The organism is Mesorhizobium sp. B1-1-5 (assembly GCF_006443065.1).
Classification (GTDB): Bacteria; Pseudomonadota; Alphaproteobacteria; order Rhizobiales; family Rhizobiaceae; genus Mesorhizobium.
On the sequence record NZ_VFWS01000234.1, the window covers coordinates 1 to 2333 of the forward strand.

2 protein-coding genes and 1 pseudogene are annotated in these 2333 nt (G+C 65.9%); 1 reads left to right on the forward strand and 2 read right to left on the reverse strand.

Translation table 11 applies throughout. The annotated features are described in order from the left end of the window. Window positions 1-193: 30S ribosomal protein S9 (gene rpsI / locus FJ980_RS29835; RefSeq protein WP_140547208.1), on the forward strand; the 193-nt coding region annotated here is incomplete at its 5' end. Between the two features lie 61 nt (window positions 194-254). Here the strand turns inward: rpsI and FJ980_RS29840 are convergent. Both FJ980_RS29840 and FJ980_RS29845 read right to left on the reverse strand, forming a co-directional pair. Then, window positions 255-1643, reverse strand: coding sequence for an MFS transporter (locus tag FJ980_RS29840; RefSeq protein WP_246676612.1), 1389 nt, complete (start codon window positions 1641-1643; stop codon window positions 255-257). An 81-nt stretch (window positions 1644-1724) separates the two neighbouring features. Continuing rightward, window positions 1725-2333: pseudogene (locus tag FJ980_RS29845) on the reverse strand (glycerophosphodiester phosphodiesterase); the annotation flags it as partial.

Genomic DNA, 2333 nt, shown 5'->3' on the forward strand with positions numbered 1-2333 from the left:
CATCGGCGGCGGCCTCTCCGGCCAGGCGGGTGCGGTGCGTCACGGCATCTCCAAGGCGCTGACCTATTACGAGCCGGCGCTGCGTGCCGTGCTCAAAAAGGGCGGCTTCCTGACCCGCGACAGCCGCGTCGTCGAGCGCAAGAAGTACGGCAAGGCGAAGGCCCGTCGTTCGTTCCAGTTCTCGAAGCGCTAAGCGCATCGCAGCTTCACAACCGAAAGGCCGCCTCCGGGCGGCCTTTTTGCGTTGCGCATCACTATTGAGCGGAATGGTCGGCGTCGCGGATGAACAGGAACGCGCAAAGTGCCGAGCCGGCCACCGCGAGCGCCGAGGCCAGGAATGCCAATTGCATGCCATCGATCGTGCCCAGCGCCAAGGCGGACCCGAACAGCGCCACCCCGATCGCGCCACCCGACTGGCGCACGGTGTTGAGTACGCCCGATGCCGTTCCCGACATCTCCGCCGGCACGGAAGACAACAGCGCGGTGGTCATGGCCGGTACGGCAAGACCAATGCCGACCGGCAGGAACAGCAGGCGCCACAGCAGCGACAGGTAGGACGTATCGGCCTGGATCAGCGCCATCAGTCCGAAACCGGCTGCCCCGACGAACAGGCCAATCGCCATGGGCGATCGTGGGCCATGATTTGCGGCAATGCGCCCGGCGGCAATGTTCGACAGGGTGACTGCCGCCATGAACGGCAGGAAGGCCAGCCCTGTCATTTCGGGAGAAAAATGCCTTTCCTGCTGGAAATACAGGCTGAGCATGAAGATCGTGCCATAGAGCGTCAGGTTGACGGCCAGTCCGACAAGGCTCGTCACAGCCGGCACGCGGCTGGCAAAAAGACCGAGCGGAAACATCGGCGCCCTCGTCCGGCTCTCGACCAGCAGGAACAGGCTTGCGGCCACCACCGCCAATACCAGTCCGCCGATGACCGGCATCGAGGTCCAGCCCGACGAACCGGTTTCGATAAAGGCGCCGGTCAGCGAAAACAGCGCCAGCACGACAAGTCCCTGCCCCACCCAGTCGATCGGCGGCCGCTCGGCCTTGAGCGGCGTTTCCTGCAGAAACCGATAAGCCATCCAGATGGCGAGGGCGCCAATGGGCAGGTTGACCAGAAAGATGCTGGCCCAGCCAAGCGACGCGACCATGAAGCCGCCGAGCACCGGCCCTGCCGACAGCGCGATGCCGCCCGCCGCCGTCCACAGCCCAACGGCGCGTGCCCGGCGCGCCTTGTCGGACGCGTAGGCGCGATTGAGGAGTGCCAGCGAACACGGCATCAGCAAGGCGGCACCCGCGCCTTGTGCAGCGCGCGCCGCAATCAGCAACCAGGCACTCTGAGCCAGGCCGCAAGCCAGCGAAGCAATGCTGAACAGCGCCATGCCGCCAACGAAAACGCGGCGAGCGCCGACCCTGTCGCCGAGGGCGCCGCCGGCGAGCAGCAGCGAGGCGAAGGCAAGCGTGTAGGCGTCGACGACCCATTGCAGGCCGCCGACCCCCATCGACAGCCCAGTACCGATCCTGTTCAGCGCGATGTTGACGATGGAGACATCAAGCTGCACGACGACGAAGCCGAGGCTGGTCGCAGCAACGGTGGCGGCATAGGCGGCAGGGCGCTTGAGAACGATGGTATCGGGCATGCCCATGGATAACGGGTTTCCCCTGACACCGTTGCGTCAGCAGGCGCCGGCCTGCGACAACAAGGCCGGAACTTCAGCCGCGGCAAATCAATTGATGCTGGCGGTCGCGGCAGGTTCGACGCGTTCGCCCGTCTCCGCATAGGGCACGCGAAACCCATTTGCCGCCAGCCAGCCTATCGCCGCCTTTGGCTCATCGGTCTGGATGATGGTGGCGCCGCGATCGGCCCAGAAGCCCCAGGCTTCACGCGGCAGGCTGGCCTGAACCGCCAGTTCATCGCCCCGGCCGCCGGCAAGGAAGCCGCCCGGCTTGTTGACGATGGCGTAGGTGTCGGCCCAGATGTGCCAGTCGCCCCTCACCGCGGCCGCGCGCATGCGCGTGCTGAACAGCGGCCCGCCAGTCTCGGTCAACGTCTCCGCGCCGGCGCGCCAGTTGATCAGCTCGATCGCGCGCGGCGCAAAAGCATGGTCGACCGTCGCGGCGAAACCGGCGTCATGCACTGCGTCGTCGGCGATGATCGGCATGAACTGGAAGCCGCCGCCGACCGCTTCCATGGCAGCCTTCACCGTAGCGATCCTGGTCTGGTTCCACAGGTTTTCCTTGACGATGACCTGGTCGGCCATGCCGAGATCTCGCGCCACCGCGACCATACCCGACAGGTCCCCAACCTCGAGCTTGTTGTCGAGATTGATGAGGAT

What these genes read in the sequence shown, in the direction of transcription:
- FJ980_RS29840 (WP_246676612.1), bottom strand. Translation starts at nt 1,643, where the DNA reads ATGGGCATGCCCGATACCATCGTTCTCAAGCGCCCTGCCGCCTATGCC.